General features: G+C 69.5%; 6 protein-coding genes. All 6 read left to right on the top strand.

The annotated features are described in order from the left end of the window. Positions 1-162 precede the first annotated feature (162 nt). On the top strand, positions 163-1,281 hold the full coding sequence (locus NLX83_RS35875; protein ID WP_254239713.1) for an HNH endonuclease signature motif containing protein: 1,119 nt from the start codon (positions 163-165) through the stop codon (positions 1,279-1,281). A gap of 103 nt (positions 1,282-1,384) precedes the next feature. After that, positions 1,385-3,823 (top strand): beta-glucosidase family protein, encoded by a 2,439-nt coding sequence (locus NLX83_RS35870; RefSeq protein ID WP_254239712.1) that lies wholly within the window; start codon positions 1,385-1,387, stop codon positions 3,821-3,823. Positions 3,824-4,108: 285 nt separating this feature from the next. After that, entirely contained in the window at positions 4,109-4,525 is a 417-nt protein-coding gene (locus tag NLX83_RS35865) for a sugar 3,4-ketoisomerase (protein WP_254239711.1), read from the top strand. Beyond that, positions 4,522-5,646, top strand: a complete 1,125-nt coding sequence (locus NLX83_RS35860; RefSeq protein WP_254239710.1) for a DegT/DnrJ/EryC1/StrS family aminotransferase — start codon at positions 4,522-4,524, stop codon at positions 5,644-5,646. Before NLX83_RS35865 ends, NLX83_RS35860 begins: the two co-directional genes overlap by 4 nt. Beyond that, on the top strand, positions 5,643-6,836 hold the full coding sequence (locus tag NLX83_RS35855; protein ID WP_254239709.1) for a cytochrome P450: 1,194 nt from the start codon (positions 5,643-5,645) through the stop codon (positions 6,834-6,836). Before NLX83_RS35860 ends, NLX83_RS35855 begins: the two co-directional genes overlap by 4 nt. Positions 6,837-6,912: 76 nt before the next feature. Next, complete coding sequence (locus NLX83_RS35850; protein WP_254239708.1) at positions 6,913-19,068, top strand: type I polyketide synthase; 12,156 nt, start codon at positions 6,913-6,915, stop codon at positions 19,066-19,068. The last annotated feature ends 12 nt before the right edge of the window (positions 19,069-19,080 follow it).

The raw sequence follows: 19,080 nt of genomic DNA, 5'->3' as shown, positions 1-19,080 counted from the left end.
CCCTCGCGACAAGCGTATGGCACGCGCACCCCAGGTAAAGCCGACCCCGATTTCCAGCCCGCCCTCACCTTTTCGCTCGGGTTGCGTTTTCGGGCTTTTGGGCGCCTGGGAATTCACTCCGTAGAGCCATGATCGTCTATTATTGTGCGCTAGAATAGGGACATGTTCCCTGTAGATCCCGACCATAAACTGATGGTCTACTTCACTGCGATGGGGAAAGCGTCGGCGGACTTCGCGGTCGTGCTGATGGAGTACGTCGCTGAGCTGGAGTTGTGTGATCGTGAGTTCGCCGAAGAAATCCTCATGCGCTTGTTGGCGGTCTCGAAGACGAAGGCCGCCCGGCTGTTGCAACGCGCAGAAGACCTCACCGGCCGCCCAGCGGTCTTGCGGGCGCTGGCCGAAGGCCGCGTCGACGAGGGCAAAGCGTTGATGATCGTGGACCTGCTCTCGACCCTGTCTGCTGTGCATGCTGCGATCGCCGAGCAGGACTTCCTCGCTTTCGCTGAGTCCCACGACTACACCGCGACTCGTCGGCATGCGGTGCGGTTCATCGACAAGCTGGGCCCGAAGGCCGCTGAGCGTCGCCATAAGGAGAAGCGGAAGCAGAGGTTGGTGGAGAAGATCCCCCTCGATGACGGCATGTGTCTGCTGAGGATGTTCTTCCCGGCGTTGCAAGCCTCGTTGATCTATGACCGGATCGACCGCATCGCCAGAGCCTTGCCGAAGGATCACCGGACGTTGGATCAGAAGCGGGCCGATGTGACGATGGATGTGTTGATGGGTAAGGAAACTGGCGCCCCCCAAGGCCAGGTGACGGTCTACCTGACCATGCCGATGGGCTCGTTCCTGGGCATGAACAACGAACCCGCCATCCTCCACGGCTACGGACCCCTGCCCGCGAAGATCGCCCGGGATGTGGCGGCGAATGGGATCTGGAAGCGCATCCTGACCGACCCGGTGACCGGGATCGCTGAGGATGTGACGACGTATCGGCCGTCGGCGAAGCAGCGGGAGTTGATCTACGCGCGGTACCCGACGTGTACGGCGATCGGTTGCAACAGGCCCGCACACCGCTGCGACCTGGATCACTGCTGCCCCTTTGACGGCACGAACACCAGCATCGACAACTTGCGGCCGAAGTGCAGACGGCACCACCGGATGAAGCACGAGTCCAACTGGAGCTGCGAGAACCTGCCGGACGGTCGGCATGTGTGGACGACGCCGAGCGGGAAGACCGCCGAGACGGAAGCCGAGCCCATCGCCGAACCCGCGCCCTTCTGAAACGGCGGGCGGATAAGCAGCTTCGATCAACGGGAAAGCGCGAGTGGCTCCTGGGTTAGCCTGCGGAAACCAAGACGGGGCAGCGCGTGGGGGAAAAGCGGTAATGACGACATCATGGAGGCGGCGCTCGACTGCGCTCGCCCTGGCCTGCACGGTCGCGTTGGCGGCCCAGACCGCACCGGCGGGGGCGGGGGCGGGGGCGGGGCAGAGCGGGTCGCGGGTGCCGGAGCTGGTCAAGCGGATGACGCTGGCCGAGAAGATCTCCATGCTGCACTGGTCGTTCAACCCCGCGACGCCCGCGAGCAACATCTACCTCCCCGGGGTGGCGCGCCTGGGCATCCCGGAACTGCGGGCCAGCGACGGGCCGAACGGGATCACGGCGGTGCGGCCGTCGATCGCGTTGCCCGCGCCGATCGCGCTGGGCGCCTCCTTCGACGAGGAGCTGGCCGGGCGCTACGGCGCGGTGCTGGGCCGTGAGGCCCGCGCGCACAACATCGACGTGGCGCTCGCGCCGATGATGAACAACATCAGGGTGCCCACGGCGGGCCGCAACTACGAGACCTTCGCCGAGGACCCGGTGGTGACCGCGCGGATCGCGGCGGCGGAGATCCGGGGCATCCAGTCGCAGGGCGTGATCGCCAACGCCAAGCACTTCGCGGCCAACAACCAGGAAACCGACCGGATGACCATCGACGCCGAGGTCGACGAGCGGACCCTGCGGGAGACCGAACTGCCGCCGTTCGAGAGCGCGGTGCGAGCCGGGGTCGGGTCGTTCATGTGCTCCTACAACAAACTCAACGGCACACCGGCGTGCGCCAACCGCGGGCTGCTGACCGAGATCCTGCGCGCGCAGTGGGACTTCCGGGGCTGGGTGATGTCGGACTGGCTGGCGGCACCGAGCACGTCGGCGATCGAGGCGGGGCTGGACCAGGAACTGGGCATCCGGTTCGAAGGCATCCCGGACCCGGTCAACAAGCCGGAGGCCACCCACTTCGCCGGGGCGCTGCGCAGGGCAGTCGAAGGCGGCACCATCGCACAGTCCACTGTGGACACGTCGGTGACGCGCATCCTGACGCAGCTGGAACGCTTCGGCATGCTCGACGGGCCGCGCCCGCGTCCGGCCAGGGACGTCGCCGGGGGCACGAAGGTCGCGCGCGAGGTGGCCGAGGGCGGATCGGTGTTGCTGCGCAACGAGAACGCGACCCTGCCGCTGTCCACCGAGACCGCGGGCGACATCGCGGTGATCGGCCCGACCGGGCGGGAGCCGAAGGTCAGCGGGTTCGGCAGCGCCTACGTGCGCCCGGACTCCGCGACGCCGCCGCTGGACGCCATCCGGGAACGCATGGGCGGCAAGGGAAAGGTGGACTACCGGGTCGGCGAGGAGCTCAGGGGCGAGCCGATGGGCGTGGCGCTCTCGCCCGCCTTCACCAGCAAGGAGTACCCGAGCGGGTTCAGCGGGCCGATGTACTCGGGGACGCTGACCGTCACCGAGCCGGGGCTCTACCGGATCGCGGGGAGCCTGACGCCGGACGCGGTCGCCACGATCACCCTGGACGGGACCACCAGGATCGAGGTGAGCGAGGTCTTCGGCGAGGTCAGCAGCCAGCCGCTGCACCTGACCGCCGGAACCCACAAGATCGAGGTCTCCGGCACCACGTACAAGGGCGCGATGACCTTCTCGCTGAGCTGGGTCACCCCGCGCAAGGCACAGCAGTCCCTTGACGAGGCGGTCGCCGCCGCCAAGGCCGCGAAGACCGCCGTGGTGTTCGTGCACGACGACTCCTCGGAGAACTGGGACCGGCCCTCGCTCGCGCTGCCGGGCAGGCAGGACGAACTGGTCGCGGCGGTGGCGAAGGCCAATCCGCGCACGGTTGTGGTGCTCAACGTCGGCGGGGCGATCACCATGCCGTGGCTGTCCTCGACCAAGGCCGTGCTGAACACGTGGTACCCGGGGCAGGCGGGGGCCGAGGCCACCACCAGGCTGCTCTTCGGCGACGCGAACCCGAGCGGGAAGCTCACCCAGACCTTCCCCGCCGACGACCGCACGCACCCGGTGGCCGGTCACCCGGAGCGCTTCCCCGGGGTCGGCGGCAAGCAGGTGTACAGCGAGGGGATCTTCACCGGATACCGTTGGTACGACAGGGAAAAGGCCAAGCCGCTGTTCCCGTTCGGGCACGGCCTGTCCTATACCGCCTTCGAGTACGGCACGCCGGTGGCCAAGCGCGTCCGCGACGGCGTGGAGGTCTCCTTCACCCTGCGCAACACCGGCGCGCGGGCGGGCTCGGAGATCGCGCAGGTCTACCTCGGCGCGAGCCCGGACCTCCGCCTGCCGCAGGCCGAGAAGGCGCTCGCGGGCTACCAGAAGGTCAGCCTGCGGCCGGGCGAGCAGCGCCGGATCACCGTGCTGCTGCCGGGCCGCGCGTTGCGGCACTGGGACACCGCCACGCACTCGTGGGCGCTGGGCACCGGCACGCGTGCGGTGTGGGTCGGCGGGTCCTCGTCGGCGCTGCCGCTGCGCACCGAGATCGAGATCATCCGGTAAGGCGGTCACTACCGTACGGCCTGAGCCGAAGTCAAGAAAGCGCGCCCATTCGAACAGTGACATTCGAAAGTCTTTTCGCGTCCACCCGATCGGCGGTGCGTGGGTCATCATGGTCGCGGGCGTAAGAAATATCGGCATCATGGCTGCAGTGATCGTTCTCGGTGTGCGGCGAGTGTCCACGGTGGTGAGCCACGTCTCATCGCACCGGCTGAGCACAACCGGAAACGGCTTTTGTCCAGGACTGGGGAACGGGACTCTATGCATGGGGAGCATGGGGATCTCTTGGTGGGCCGGGTCGAACCGTGCCGACTGATTGATCTCCCCGAACACAAGGATCCGAGGGGCAGTCTCGCGGTCGTCGAGTCGAACCGGGACGTGAAGTTCGACATCAACCGCGTGTACTACCTCTATGACCTTCCGTCCTCCACCGTTCGGGGGGCCCATGGCCACCGTTCGCTGGAACAGCTGATCATCGCCGTGCACGGGCGCTTCGAGATCACCGTCGACGACGGCTACCGGCGGATGAGGTTCCAGCTGGACTCGCCGACGAAGGCGCTCTACGTCGGGCCGATGATCTGGCGGGACCTCATCAATTTCTCGCCCGGCGCGGTCGGACTTGTCATCGCGTCGATGCATTATGACGAATCCGACTATTTTCGCGAGTACTCGGATTTCCTGGAAGCCGCGCGGAGTCTGGAGTGAGTATTCCGTTCCTTGATCTCAAGGCTCCCTATGCCGAGTTGCGGGACGAGCTGGACGCGGCGTATCGGCGCGTGATGGACTCCGGCTGGTTTCTGCTCGGCCCCGAGCTGGAGGCATTCGAGGACGAATTCGCGCGTTACTGCGGCGCGCGGCACTGCGTCGCGGTCGGCAGCGGGTGCGACGCGCTGGAGCTGAGCCTGCGCGCCCTCGGGATCGGCCCGGGCGACGAGGTGCTGGTGCCCTCGCACACGTTCATCGCGACCTGGCTCGCGGTCACCGAGACCGGGGCGCGGCCGGTGCCGGTCGAGCCGGACGAGCACACGGCCACCATGGACCCCGCGCTGGTCCGCGCCGCGATCACGCCGAGGACGAAGGCGATCGTGCCGGTGCACCTGTACGGGCACCCCGCCGACCTCGACCCGATCACCGCCGTCGCGCGGGAGCACGGGCTCGCGATCCTGGAGGACGCGGCGCAGGCGCACGGCGCCGGTTACCGGGGTCGCCGCATCGGTTCCGGCACGGGCACCGCGACGGCTTTCAGCTTCTACCCCGGCAAGAACCTCGGTGCGATGGGCGATGGGGGCGCGGTCGTCACCGACGACGCCGAACTCGCGGAAAGCCTGCGGCTGCTGCGGAATTACGGCTCGCGGGAGAAGTACCGGCACGAGGTCCCCGCCACCAACTCGCGGCTCGACGAACTCCAGGCGGCATTCCTGCGCGTCAAGTTGGCGCGGCTGGACGAGTGGAACGACCGCCGCCGCGCGGTCGCCGCGCGCTACCTGACCGGGCTGGCGGGAACTCCCGGGCTGCGGCTGCCCGCCGTCGCCGACTGGGCCGACCCGGTGTGGCACCTGTTCGTCGTCCGCGCCGACCACCGGGACGAAGCTCGGAGTGCTTTTGCCACAAGGGGAATCGGCACTCTGGCGCACTACCCGGTCGCCGTGCACCGGTCCGAGGCTTACACCGGCCTCGGTGACTTTTGGCACCTGCCGATCGCGGATCGGCTCGCCGGTGAGGTGCTGAGCCTGCCGATCGGGCCGCACATGAGCGACGACGACGTGGACGCGGTCATCGCCGCGGCGCGCGAGGTGTTCGCCGCTGAGAAGGAGCCCGCGCGATGAGCCGCACCGTGCACAGCTACCCGTTCGGCCCGGCCGTGGGCATGGAGCTGCACCCCAAGTACGCGGAGCTGCGCCGGACGGAACCGGTGGCGCGGGTGCGGATGCCCTACGGTGGCGAGGGATGGCTGGTCACCAGGTACGCCGACGCCAAGGTGGTGCTGACCGATCCGCGCTTCAGCATGGCCGAGGGCGCGGGCAAGGACATCCCGCGCGCGACCGAGGTCCCGCCGGAGCCGGGCGGGCTGCTGGCGCTGGACCCGCCGGAGCACAGCAGGCTGCGCAAGCTGCTGGCGAAGGCGTTCACCGCACGGCGGATCGAGGCGGCCCGGCCCGCGGTGACCGCGCTGGTGAACGAGCTCGTCGACGACATGCTGGCGAAGGGCTCGCCCGCGGACCTGCGCACGCACCTGGCGTTGCCGCTGCCGATGACGGTGATCTCCGACATGCTCGGTGTGCCGCACGAGGACCAGGCGCTGTTCGGGGTCTTCGCGGACACGCTGATGTCGGCGGGGCGGTACACGCCGGCGGAGATCGAGAACGCCACCAACGACTTCATGGCCTACCTGGCCGACCTGGTGGCTCAGCGCCGGGAGAACCCGACCGACGACGTGCTCGGCGCGCTGGTGCAGGCGCGGGACGACACGGACCGCCTCTCCGAGCACGAGCTGCTGGTGCTCGCCGGAGGTCTGCTGGTCGGCGGGCACGAGACCACGGCCAACCACATCGGCAACTTCGTGTACCTGTTGCTGGAGGACAGGTCCCGGTACGAGGCGATCATCGCCGATCCCGGGCTGATCCCCGCGGTCGTGGACGAGCTGCTGCGGTTCGCGCCGCTCACCACGATGTCCGGGTTCACCAGGATCGCCACGGAGGACGTTCAACTCGGGGACGTCACGGTGCGCGCGGGCGAGGGCGTGGTGCTCTCCTTCGCCGTGCCCAACCGGGACGAGGAGGTCTTCCCGGACCCGGAACGCGTGGACTTCCACCGCGAGCGCAACCCGCACCTGGGACTCGGGCACGGGGTGCACCACTGCCTCGGCGCGCAGTTGGCGCGGATGGAGCTCCAGGTGACGCTGCGGGTGCTGGCCGAGCGGCTGCCGGACCTCCGGCTGGCCGTGGCACCGGCGGAGCTGCGTTGGAAGACCGGGATGCTCGTGCGTGGTCTGGAGGAACTGCCAGTGCTCTGGTGAGAGCGACGCTGTGTCTTGTTTACAACCGCTGGTCGCGGGGTGGGGGCTTCGCGACGACTGGAGGTAACGGGCCTTCATGGCTGAACACTTGGTGTCAGGGCCGGATGACATCGCGATCGTCGGTCTTTCGTGCCGCTTTCCCGACGCGCCGGACAAGCACGCCTTCTTCGCACTGCTGGACGGCGGGGGGAACGCCGTGCGCCGGGCGCCGGAGCGGGGACTGCCCGGACCGGGCGGGTACCTGGCCGAAGTCGACGGGTTCGACCCGGCGTTCTTCGGGATCTCCCCGGACGCGGCGGCGGCGATGGACCCGCAGCAGCGGCTCGTGCTGGAGCTCGCCTGGGAGGCGCTGGAGGACGCGCGGATCGTGCCCGGGTCGATCACCGGCACGGATGCCGCCGTCTTCGTCGGCGCGATCGCCGACGACTACGCGCGTCTGGCGGCGGCGTCGGAGGTCACGCAGCACACGATCACCGGGCTGAACCGGGGCATGATCGCCAACCGCGTCTCCTACTTCCTGGGGCTGCGCGGGCAAAGCCTCACCGTGGACTCCGGCCAGTCCTCCGCGCTGGTCGCGGTGCACCTGGCCTGCGAGAGCATTCGCACCGGCGCCTCGACGACCGCGTTGGCGGGCGGGGTCAACCTCAACCTCTCGCCGGACTCGTCCTCGGCAGCGCACCGCTTGGGCGCGCTGTCGCCGGACGGGCGTTGCTACACCTTCGACGCGCGCGCCAACGGGTACGTGCGCGGCGAGGGCGGCGGCATCGTGGTGCTCAAGCGCCTGGCCGACGCGCTCGGCGACGGCGACCCGGTCTACTGCGTGATCCGCGGCAGTGCGGTCAACAACGATGGTGGCGGCGATTCCCTGACCACGCCGGACCGTTCCGCTCAGCAGCGCGTGCTGCGGGCGGCCTACCGGCGGGCGGATGTGGACCCGGGTCAGGTGCGCTACGTGGAGCTGCACGGCACCGGGACGAGGCTGGGCGACCCGGTGGAGGCCGCCGCGCTTGGCGAGGTGCTGGGCACGGCGCCGTCCCGCCGCTCGCCGCTGCTGGTCGGCTCGGTGAAGACCAACATCGGTCACCTCGAAGGCGCGGCGGGCATCGCCGGGCTGATCAAGACTGCGCTGGCCATCCGCCACCGCAGGCTCCCGGCGAGCCTGAACTTCAGCACGCCCAACCCGCGAATCCCGTTGGACCAGCTGAACATCCGGGTCCAGACCGAGTCCGGTGACTGGCCGGGGCCCGTGTTGGCCGGGGTCTCCTCGTTCGGCATGGGCGGGACCAACTGCCACGTCGTGCTGGCCGCACCGCCTGACGCTCCGCGCGTCGAGTCGCGCCCTGAGGTCGCCGAGGTACCGTGGGTTCTCTCCGGGCGTACTCCGGCGGCTCTGCGCGGGCAGGCCGCCCAGCTCGCCACGATTGATGCGTCCACAGTGGACGTTGGATTCTCCCTTGCCACCACGCGGACCCCGTTCGAGCACCGTGCGGTGGTGTTCGACTCCGCCGAGCTGTCCGCGCTCGCCGAGGGGCGCCCCGGGCCGGTGGTCGGCAGTGTCGCCGCGCAGGGCCGGACCGCGTTTGTGTTCCCTGGTCAGGGTTCGCAGTGGGTCGGCATGGGCTTGGAGTTGCTGTCCTCGGAGTCGGTTTTCGCGGCTCGGATGGCGGAGTGCGCCGCGGCCTTCAAGTCCTTTGTGGACTGGGATCTGTTCGAGGAGCTGCGCGGTCCGCTCTCCCGCGTTGACGTTGTTCAGCCGGTGACGTTCGCGGTGATGGTGTCGCTCGCGGCGTTGTGGCAGTCCTACGGGGTCTCGCCTGATGTTGTGATCGGCCATTCGCAGGGCGAGATCGCTGCGGCGTACGTGGCTGGCGCGCTGTCGCTGGAGGATGCCGCGCGGGTGGTGTGTTTGCGTAGTAAGGCGATCAGGGCGATTTCCGGTCGTGGTGGGATGGGCTCGATCGCGCTGCCGGTTGCGGAGGTTGAGGCCCGTCTGCCGGAGGGGGTGTCGCTCGCGGCCGTCAACGGGCCTTCTTCCGTGGTGGTGTCCGGTGATGTCGAGCCGTTGAAGGCGTTGCTGGACTCGTTGGCGGCTGAGGGTGTTCGGGTTCGACTCATTCCTGTCGACTACGCCTCGCACTCCGCGCACGTGGAAGAGCTGCGGGGTTCGCTTCTGGAGCTGCTGGCGCCGGTGAGCCCGGTCGCCCCCGAGGTGCGGATGCACTCGACGGTGCCGCTCGACACGGCGCTCGTGGATGCGGAGTACTGGTACCAGAACCTGCGACAGACCGTCCACTTTGAACAGTCGGTGCGCGCGCTCGCCGCCGATGGTGTCACCACGTTCATCGAGTGCAGCCCGCATCCCGGACTGGCGGTGGCGATCCAGGAGACCGCTCAGGACGCGGTGGTGGTCGAGTCGCTGCGTCGCGAAGACGGTGGCAGGCGCCGGTTCCTCACCTCCGTAGCGCAGGCGTATGTGCGTGGAGTCGCGGTGGACTGGCGTCCTGCCTTCCCCGGCGGCGTCGCGGTCGACCTGCCGACCTATGCGTTCCAGCGGCGCCGCTACTGGCTGGACTCGGTCGCCGATGACGTGGTGGACGAGCCGACGCACGACATGCTCGGCCTCGTTCGCGCGCACGCCGCGTTCGTGCTCGGCAAGGACGATCTGGCTGCGGGCACGACCTTCCGCGACCTCGGCTTCGACTCGCTGACGTCAGTGGACCTCCGCAACCGGTTGTCCGCCGCGACCGGGCTGAGCCTGCCGTCCGGGGTGCTGTTCAACCATCCGACCCCGGCCGAGCTCGCTGATCACCTCGCGCGGCGGGTGGGATCGGCATCGCGTCCGGTGAAGCGGGCTCCCGCGGTGGCGCGCGCGGGCGAGCCGATTGCGATCGTCGCGATGAGCTGCCGTTTGCCCGGCGGTGCCGACACACCGGAACAGCTTTGGGAGCTGGTCCGCAACGGCACTGACGCGATCTCCGCGTTCCCGGAGGACCGCGGTTGGGACGTCGACGGTCTGTTCGACCCGGAACCGGGAGTGCCCGGCCGTACCTACACGCGCTCGGGCGGCTTCATCGGCGCTACCGAGTTCGACGCGGCGTTCTTTGGGATCTCGCCGCGTGAGGCGTCCGCGATGGACCCGCAGCAGCGGTTGTTGCTAGAGACCTCGTGGGAAGCCCTGGAGCGGGCCGGGATTGCGCCGACCTCGTTGCGCGGCACCGCGACCGGAGTGTTCGTCGGCGCGATGTCCCAGGAGTACGGCCCGCGACTGCAAAGCGCCTCCGAAGAGGCAGCGGGTCACGTTCTCACGGGCAACACCCCGAGCGTCGCATCCGGCCGTGTCTCCTACACGCTCGGCCTCGAAGGTCCCGCGGTGACCGTGGACACCGCGTGCTCGTCCTCGTTGGTGGCACTGCACCTCGCGGCCCAGTCGCTGCGTTCCGGCGAGTGCTCGATGGCGTTGGCAGGCGGTGCGACCGTCATGGCCAACCCCGGCATGTTCGTGGAGTTCGCGCAGCAGCGCGGATTGTCGGCGGACGGGCGCTGCAAAGCATTCTCCGACAACGCTGACGGCACCGGGTGGGCCGAGGGTGTCGGGATGCTCGTGCTGGAGCGCTTGTCCGACGCACACCGCAACGGCCATCCGGTCCTGGCGGTGCTGCGGGGGAGCGCGGTCAACCAGGACGGCGCCTCCAACGGGCTGACCGCGCCCAGTGGGCCCGCGCAGGAGCGCGTGATCCGCCAGGCGCTGGCCAACGCGGGACTCGAACCGTCCGATGTGGACGCTGTCGAAGCGCACGGCACCGGGACCAGGCTCGGCGACCCGATCGAGGCCGAGGCGGTGCTGGCGACCTACGGCCAGGACCGGCCCGACACAGTGCCGGTGTGGTTGGGCTCGTTGAAGTCCAACATCGGGCATGCCCAGGCGGCGGCCGGTGTCGCGGGCGTGATCAAGATGGTCATGGCCATGCGCGAGGGTGTATTGCCGCGGACCCTGCACGTGGACGCGCCGACCGCGCACGTCGACTGGTCCGGTGGCGCGGTGCGGCTGCTCACCGAGCCGGTCGAGTGGCCCGACGCGGGGCGTCCGCGCCGCTCTGCGGTGTCGTCATTCGGCATCTCCGGCACCAATGCCCACGTGATCCTCGAAGCCGTCGAGCCCGCGCCAGTGCCGGATCGCGACGCTGCGGGGGACTTCCCCTTCGTCCTCAGTGGACATATGCCTGAAGTGCTTGCGGTGCAGGCAAAGCGCCTTCTGTCCGTTGCGGCTGCTCCGGTTGATGTCGGGTACTCGTTGGCTACCGGCCGCGCCGACCTGGATCATCGGGCGGTCGTGTTCGATCTCGAAGGACTGCGCTCGCTCGCTGACGGGCGAGCTTCCGGAGCTGTGGTGCGCGGTGTCGCGGGCGACGTGTCGCGTCCGGTCTTCGTGTTCCCTGGGCAGGGTTCTCAGTGGAGCGGTATGGCGGTTGGTCTGTTGTCGGAGCCGGTTTTCGGGGCTCGGATGGCGGAGTGTGCTTCGGCGTTGGCTCCGCATGTGGAGTGGGATCTGTTCGAGGAGCTGCGCGGACCTCTGGATCGGGTGGATGTCGTCCAGCCCGTGTTGTTTGCCGTTCTGGTGTCGTTGGCTTCGCTGTGGCGGTCTTACGGGGTCAAGCCCGCTGCGGTGGTTGGTCATTCGCAGGGTGAGATCGCTGCGGCTTGTGTGGCGGGTGCTTTGTCGCTTGAGGACGCTGCGAAGGTTGTGGCGTTGCGGAGCCTTGCGATCGCGGAGGATTTGGCCGGGCGTGGCGGGATGATGTCGGTGTCTCTGCCGGTGTCTGAGGTGGAGTCGCTTCTGCCGCAGGGTGTTTCGATCGCTGCGGTGAACGGTCCGGCGTCCACTGTGGTGTCTGGCGATCCTGCTGGGTTGCATGTGCTGTTCGCGCGGTGTGAAGCGGACGGTGTCCGGGTGCGCCGTATTCCGGTGGACTACGCCTCGCACTCCGCTCACGTCGAATCGGTTCGCAAACGTGTGCTTTCGGACCTGTCTGGAATCACGCCGAAGGCTTCGCGGATTCCGTTCTACTCCACGGTGATCGGCGAGCGGATCGACACGGCGACGTTGGATGCCGAGTACTGGTATCGCAATCTGAGGCAGCGCGTGTTGTTCGAGGACACCGTCCGCGCGCTGATCGAGCAGGGGCACTCGGCGTTCGTCGAGGCCAGCCCGCATCCCGTTCTGGTCCCGGCGATCCAGGAGACGGACGGGTTCGCCGTCGGTTCGCTGCGCCGGGACGACGGCGGTCGACGCCGGTTCCTGACGTCGCTGGGTGAAGCTCACGTCCACGGCATCGCCGTGGACTGGACTCCGGCGTTCCCCGGCGCACGGCGGGTGGACCTGCCCACGTATCCGTTCCAGCGGCAGCGGTACTGGACGGAGTCGGTCGAGTACCGCGCTCCTGGCTCCACTGTGTCCACTGTGGACAAGTGGCGGTACCGGGTCGACTGGCAGCGCATCGAGCTTCCCGCGAACCGCCCGGCGGGACTGTGGCTACTGGTCTCCGGTCAGGACATCGAGCTGGGCACCGACGTCGTCCGCATCGAGCCGAGTGAAGATCGCGCCGCGCTGGCCGAGCGGCTTCGCGAAGTTGGCGAAGTGGCGGGTGTTCTGTCCGCCCACAACGGTTTCCTCGCAACGCTGACGTTGGTCCAAGCGCTCGGTGACGCTGCGATCAGCGCTCCACTGTGGACGGTCAGCGATGTCGGCGAGGCGGAGTGCGCGCAGGTGCTCGGGCTCGGCCGCGTCGCCGCGCTGGAGCACCCGGAGCGCTGGGGCGGCCAGGTCGAGCTGGACGGCGCCGTGTTCGACCCGGCGGTGCTCACCGGGACCGAGGACCAGGTGGCACTGCGCCGGGACGGGGCGTTCGCCCGCAGGCTCCGCCGCGCCGACGCCGTCCCGGGCGGGACGTGGAGTGGTCGGGGCACCGCGCTGATCACGGGCGGTACCGGCGCGATCGGCGGGCACGTCGCGCGCTGGCTGGCGGGGACCGGGGTCGAGCACATCGTGCTGACCAGCCGCAGGGGGCTCGACGCGCCCGGTGCCACCGAACTCCGGGATGATCTGAGCGCGCGTGGCGTGCGGGTGACCGTGGCGGCCTGCGACACGGCCGATCGCACTGCGCTGACCGGGTTGCTGGCGACGATCCCGGATCTGAAGTCGGTGTTCCACACGGCCGGTGTGCTCGACGACGGAGTGCTCGACACGCTGAGCGCCGAGCGCGCGCTCGCGGTGATCGGCCCCAAGGTTGCTGGTGCCGACCTGCTGGACGAGCTGACCGGCGATCTTGACGCCTTCGTGGTGTTCTCGTCGATCACCGGGGTGTGGGGCAACGCCGGGCAGGGCGCGTACGCCGCCGCCAACGCCCATCTTGACGCGCTCGCCGAGCGCCGCCGCCGCGCGGGCCTGCCCGCGACCTCGGTCGCCTGGGGTGTCTGGGCCGGTGGAGGAATGGCGGTCGGTGCCGGGGAACGCAATCTCGGCAAACGTGGTGTCACGCCGATGAATGCCGAGTCGGCCGTGATCGCGCTGGAGCGGGCTCTCGTCGGACGGCAGACGGTGACCGTGGTCGCCGACGTCGACTGGGACGCCTTCGTGCCCGCGTTCACCTCGTCCCGCGCGAGTGCGCTGCTCAGCGAGTTCACGCCGCGCGACAGTTCCGGGAACTCCCTCGCCGCTGGGCTGGCGGGTCGCCCGGAAGCCGAGCAGCTGCGATCCCTGTTGGCGGTCGTGCGTGCCGAGGCCGCTGCTGTGCTTGGACATGCAGGACCGGAGGCGGTTGAACCGGGGCGGTCCTTCAAGGACGCCGGGTTCGACTCGCTCACCTCGTTGGAGCTGCGGAACCGGATCAACGCCGCGACCGGCCTGAAACTCCCCAGCACGTTGTTGTTCGACCACCCGACGCCGGAAGCCGTCGCCCGCTTCGCACTCGCGGAGCTGGTGGGCGCCGTCGCGGAGGCCGAGCAGGAGGAGCCGCAGGCCCACTCCGGTGACGAGATCGCCATTGTGGGCATGGCATGTCGGCTCCCGGGCGGAGTGGCCACTCCGGAAGCGTTGTGGGACATGCTGCTCGCGGGTGGGGACGCCATTGGCGAGCTGCCCACCGACCGCGGCTGGGACCTCGACGCCCTCTACGACCCCGATCCGAACGCGCACGGCAAGTCCTACTGCCGCGAAGGCGGATTCCTTTACGACGCGGCCGAGTTCGACGCGGCGTTCTTCGGGATCTCGCCGCGTGAGGCGTCCGCGATGGACCCGCAGCAGCGGTTGTTGCTGGAGACCTCGTGGGAGGCACTGGAGCGGGCCGGGATCGACCCGAAGTCCTTGCGCGGCAGCAGCACCGGTGTCTTCGCCGGGATGACCCACCAGGACTACGGATCGCGGCTGCACGAGGCGCCCGAGGACTTCCAGGGCTACCTGCTCACCGGCAAGTCCTCCAGCGTGGTCTCCGGTCGCGTGTCCTACACGCTCGGCCTGGAAGGGCCGGCGATCACCGTGGACACCGCGTGTTCGTCCTCTTTGGTCGCGCTTCACCTCGCGTCGCAGGCGCTGCGCAACGGCGAGTGCTCGCTGGCGCTGGCGGGCGGGGTCACGATCATGCCTTCGCCCGGGTTGTTCGTCGAGTTCTCCCGGCAGCGCGGGCTCGCGCCGGACGGGCGCTGCAAGGCGTTCGGCGACGGCGCTGACGGCACGGGCTGGGCCGAGGGTGCGGTGATGCTTCTCGTGGAGCGTCTGTCTGACGCGCGGCGCAACGGGCACCCGGTGCTCGCGGTGATCAAGGGCTCCGCGGTCAACCAGGATGGCGCGTCCAACGGGCTCGCGGCCCCGAACGGTCCCTCGCAGCAGCGGGTCATCCGCTCGGCGTTGCGGGCGGCCGGGCTTCGTCCGTCCGAAGTGGACGCTGTGGAGGCGCACGGCACCGGCACCACGCTCGGCGACCCGATCGAGGCACAGGCCCTGATCGCCGCGTACGGCGGTGAGCGCTCCCATCCGTTGTGGCTGGGCTCGCTGAAGTCCAACACGGGCCACACGCAGGCCGCGGCCGGAGCCGCCGGTGTGCTGAAGATAGTGCTGGCGCTGCGAAACGGCCTGTTGCCCAGGACCTTGCACGCCGACGAGCCCTCCAGCCACGTGGACTGGTCCTCGGGCGCGGTGTCGTTGCTGAACGAGGCCCGGCGGTGGCCCGAGGTGGACCGCCCACGCCGCGCCGGGATCTCCGCGTTCGGGGTCAGCGGCACCAACGTGCACATGATCCTCGAAGAGGCGCCGCACCAGCCGGAAGTGGCACCGGAGCCGATCCCCGACGTCGTGCCCTGGGTTGTGTCGGGACGCACTGCCGAAGCGCTTACTGCGCGTGTTGATGCTCTGGAATCCTTTGTGGACGGAGCGAGTGCGCTCGACGTCGGCTACTCGCTGTCGACCAGGTCGTCCTTCGAACACCGTGCGGTCCTGTTGAACGGTGCTGAGCTTCGTGGCGTTGCCACGGTTAGCGGCCGGACCGCGTTTGTGTTCCCTGGTCAGGGTTCGCAGTGGGTCGGCATGGGCTTGGAGTTGCTGTCGGAGCCTGTGTTCGCTGCGCAGATGCAGGAGTGTGCCACCGCGTTCCGGTCCTTTGTGGACTGGGATTTGTTCGAGGAGTTGCGTGGTCCGCTTGACCGGGTGGATGTTGTTCAGCCGGTGACGTTCGCGGTGATGGTGTCATTGGCGGCGTTGTGGCGCTCTTATGGGGTGTCGCCCGATGCTGTGGTTGGCCATTCGCAGGGCGAGATCGCTGCGGCGTACGTTGCGGGGGCGTTGTCGCTGGAGGATGCGGCGCGCGTGGTGTGTTTGCGTAGCAAGGCGATCAGGGCGATTTCTGGTCGTGGTGGGATGGGCTCGATCGCGCTGCCGGTTGCGGACGTTGAGTCGCGCCTGCCTGAGGGGGTGTCGATCGCGGCGAGCAACGGGCCTTCGTCGGTCGTTGTCTCTGGTGATGTCGAGCCGTTGAAGGCGTTGTTGGACGCGTTGGCGGCTGAGGGTGTTCGGGTTCGACTCATTCCTGTGGACTACGCCTCGCACTCCGCACACGTGGAGGCCATCCAGGACGAGGTGCTTCGTGTCCTCGCCCCGATCAGGCCGCGGACGAGCACGGTCGCGTTCCGCTCCACCGTCACCGGTGAGTGGATCGACACCGCGAGCATGGATGCCGAGTACTGGTACCGGAATCTGAGGCAGACCGTCCACTTCGAACAGGCTATCCGTGATCTCGCCGCCGATGGCTGCGACGTCTTCATCGAGTGCAGTCCGCATCCTGGCGTCGCGGTCGCGATCCAGGAGACCGTCCAGGACGTGCTCGTCGTCGGCTCGTTGCGCCGTGAGGACGGTGGGCGGCGGCGGTTCCTGACGTCGCTCGCCGAAGCCTACGTGCGCGGTGTCGACGTTGACTGGTCGCCTGCGGTGCGCGGCGGTCGGCGCATCGACCTGCCGACGTATCCCTTCCAGCGCCGCCGCTACTGGTTGAACACCTCGCCCGCGAGCGTGGGCCCGGCCGCCGCCGATCGTTTCGGCGTCGATCCCGCTGAGCATCCACTTCTGGGCGCTGCCGTTGAACTTGAGGACGGCGGCCTGGTGCTGACTGGCCGCCTGTCGTTGAGCACGTACGCGTGGCTCGCCGAGCACGCCGTCTCCGGAACCGTTCTGCTGCCGGGAACCGCGCTCGTCGAACTGGCCGTGCGCGCTGGGGATGAGGTCGGATACGGCAGGCTGGAGGAGCTCGCGCTCCAAACGCCGTTGGTCCTGCCCGAGCGCGGTGCCCTGCGCTTGCAGGTGCTGGTCTCCGCCGAGGAGAACGCCCGCCGGACGATCACCATCGCCTCGCGTGGCGGTGATCACGAAGAGTGGACTCGGCATGCCGCCGGTGTCCTGACGGAGGCCGTCGAGGTCGCGGCCACGCCGATCGAGTGGCCGCCCGCGCACGCCGAACCCGTTGCTGTGGAAGAGTTCTACGCGCGGTTCGCCGAGCGTGGCTACTTCTACGGCCCGATGTTCCAGGGCGTTCGTGCGGCGTGGACGCGGGGTGGCGAGGTCTTCGCGGAGGTCGTGCTCTCCGACGAGGCGGACACCACCGGGTTCGGGGCTCACCCCGCCTTGCTCGACGCGGCATTGCAGCCGTGGTCCCTCGGCGGCTTCGCGAGTGCGGAACACGTGATGCTGCCGTTCGCTTGGCAGGGCTTCCAGTTGCACGCGACGGGTGCGCGCGTGCTGCGGGTTCGGCTGGCCGGAGCAGGAGAGGACGCGTTCTCCGTGACCGCGACCGATCCGTCCGGCGCGCTGGTGTTCTCGCTGGAGTCACTGGCGATGCGTCGCTTCGACGCCGATCCCCGGGCGGGCGGCGCGGACTCGCTGCACCGCGTCGACTGGACGGCGATGGCGCCACCATCCACTGTGGACGAAGTGCGCCGGGACTGGGCGGTGCTCGGGACGGACGACTTCAAGCTGGGCCGGATCGAGTCGGAGGTGCGCCTGGCCGCGACCCTCGACGCGCTCGCCGAGCCGGTGCCCGCGGTCGTCCTCGCCTCGTTGCGGTGCGGGTCGCCCGCCACGCCGGAGCGGGTGCGGCGGCTGACCGGACAGGCGTTGGCGTTGCTGCGGGAATGGCTGGCGGAGGAGCGGTTCGCCGCGTCCACGCTGGTCGTGCTCACCGATGGGGCGATCGCCGTCCGGCCCGGTGAGGACGTGCCCGACCTGCCGTCCGCGGCGATCTGGGGGCTCCTCCGGTCCGCCCAGTCCGAGCACCCCGGTCGGTTCGTGTTGGCCGACATGGACGACGAGGACTCCTCCCGGCAGGCCCTGACCGCCGCGCTCGCCACGGGAGAACCGCAGTTCGCCCTGCGCGACGGCACCCTCCACGTGCCGAGGCTGACGCGGGCGACCGCCGGGCACCGCGCACCGTTCGGGCCGGACACGCGGGTGTTGATCACTGGCGGGACCGGCGCGCTCGGCACCCTCCTCGCGCGGCACCTCGTTGTGCGCCACGGAGTCCGGCACATCGTGCTGGCGAGCCGCAGCGGTGGGCCGATGCCGGGAGAACTGACCGGCCTCGACGCGGACGTGCGGGTCGAGCCCTGTGACGCGGCGGATCGTGAGGCGCTGGCGCGGCTGCTGGACGCGCACCCGGTCGACGCGGTCGTGCACGCGGCCGGAGTGCTCGACGACGCGGCGATCGAGTCGCTGACGCCGGAGCGGCTGGACACGGTGCTGCGGCCGAAGGTCGACGCCGCGCTCAACCTGCACGAACTGCTCGGCGACGACACCGAGCTGGTCCTGTTCTCCGGCGCTGCCGGGCTGCTGGGCCGCCCCGGACAGGGGAACTACGCTGCTGCCAACACATTCGTGGACGCGCTTGCGTCGTTCCGCCGGGCACGCGGGCTGCCCGCGGTGTCGCTGGCGTGGGGGCTGTGGGAGCAGGCGACCGGGATGACCGGGCACCTCGACGCGGCGGATCTGGCCAGGATGCACCGGTCCGGCCTCGCTCCGATGAGCGCGGAGCAGGGCCTCGCCCTGTTCGACATGGCCATGGGTGTCGATGAGGCGCTGGTCGTGCCGATGCGGCTGGACCGCGCGGCGCTGCGGCTGCACCCCGAGTCGGTTCCGTTGCTACTACGCGGTTTCGTGCCTGCGCGGGTCAGTAGGACTACTGTGGCCGCGGAGATGGCTGGAGAGCAGGACTCCGATGGGTTGCGGCGGGAGTTGGCCGCTGCCAACGACAACGGCCGCCGTCGCATCCTGCTCGACCTGGTGCGCGGTGGGGCGGCACGGGTACTCGGGCACGGTGATGCCGACGCCATCGGTGCGGACCAGGCGTTCCATGAGCTCGGGTTCGACTCGCTGACCGCGATCGAGCTGCGGAACCTGCTCACCGCGGCGACCGGGTTGCGGCTGCCGGCGACCCTGGTCTTCCAGCACCCCACGCCGCGCGCGCTGGCCGATCACCTGCTCGCCGCGCTCGGCGCGGAACAGCCGGATCCGGTGCTGGAACGGCTGGAGGAGCTCGCCGGGCTGCTCGACGGCGTGGACCCGGACGACGCGCGACTGCCGGACCTGCGGGAGAAGCTGCGGGAGCTGACCGAGCGGGTCGGGGGCGTGCCCGCCGTGACCGACCAGCTGGCCGACGCCAGCGACGACGACCTGTTCAAGTTCATCGACGAGCAGCTGTGATGGGGGTGAGCC

Source organism: Allokutzneria sp. A3M-2-11 16 (assembly GCF_024213555.1).
Taxonomy (GTDB): domain Bacteria; phylum Actinomycetota; class Actinomycetes; order Mycobacteriales; family Pseudonocardiaceae; genus Allokutzneria.
The sequence above is the reverse complement of the archived record's forward strand: the minus strand, read 5'-3'. Positions and strand labels throughout refer to the sequence as shown.